This is a genomic window from bacterium (assembly GCA_040755795.1).
GTDB lineage: Bacteria > UBA9089 > CG2-30-40-21 > CG2-30-40-21 > SBAY01 > JBFLXS01.
Genome location: JBFLXS010000768.1, coordinates 1 through 1,021 on the forward strand (window position 1 = coordinate 1; position 1,021 = coordinate 1,021).

The 1,021-nt window shown below is 39.5% G+C and carries 1 protein-coding gene; it reads right to left on the reverse strand.

Annotated features, from left to right (window positions below; all coding sequences use genetic code 11):
• The coding region (locus AB1414_21535; GenBank protein ID MEW6609994.1) for a hypothetical protein at positions 1–1,021 on the reverse strand (1,021 nt) is incomplete at both ends.

Below are 1,021 nucleotides of genomic sequence, written 5' to 3' on the forward strand. Positions count from 1 at the left end.
GGCAACTATCTCCAGAAACAGGGCCACAGAGTCTGTAAACCTTTTTATTTGGATCCTGAGAAGCTAAGAAGGCTATTGCTTTGGGATTACTGGCATTGGTTCCTGTTACGGTTACCTGATTAAACCTTACCCATCTTAAGGCCTGGCCTAAACCAGGAAAGGTATGAGAAAGGGTATTACTAGCAGTCTTGTCTCCTAGATCATTCCATGAAGAGGCTGGAATAGAAAGGAAATTAGAATTGTCATTTAATGAATAATGGATTCTATAAAATGTATCATCAGGATCAGTCAGAGAAACTGAAGCTATTTGATACCTTTTTGAAAGATCAAAAGCAGTGAAATGAGATAATAGATCTACCTTATCCAATTCCCAGACCGCTGTTCCATTTGAAGCACCAAAAACAAGATATTGATAGTATTGACCAGCTTCTACATCTTGGACATTACTTGAACTTTTTAATCTACTATAACCACTAGGTTGAGGAATCAAAACCACATCCCTCACTATCCAGGTATTTAAACCATCAGTTACTCCTTCAATCTTATATTGCCAATAACGATGAGTTCCACTTACTCCTATTTGATGAACCAAGATTTGAGGATTTGAACCAGGACTAAAAGGAGGTGATGTATCCCAAGCAGTCCAAGAAGCATCAGGTGTTGCTGTATCTCCTGCCCTGGCTGAAACAGTTAATGAAGTTCCTGTGGGCACATCTGCTTGAAGAACCAAAAGGTCACCGGGATAAGCTGAGGCTAAGTCCATAATTGAGGATTCAAAAGTGGAGAGAGTGGAATAATTATCTATAATTTTTGAATAGTAGATATGATAATTCGTCCCATCATAAGCACCCCACCACATCTTATAGGTTGAGCCATCTTTGATCACTGAAGGATCATAAGCATACACTGAAGCATCAGTAACAACTCCGTGGTTAATGGCTAAAGTATGACCTGACCAAGTGATTCCATCTGAAGAGGTAGAATAGTAGATATGAGCATTTGTCCCATCATAAGCACCCCA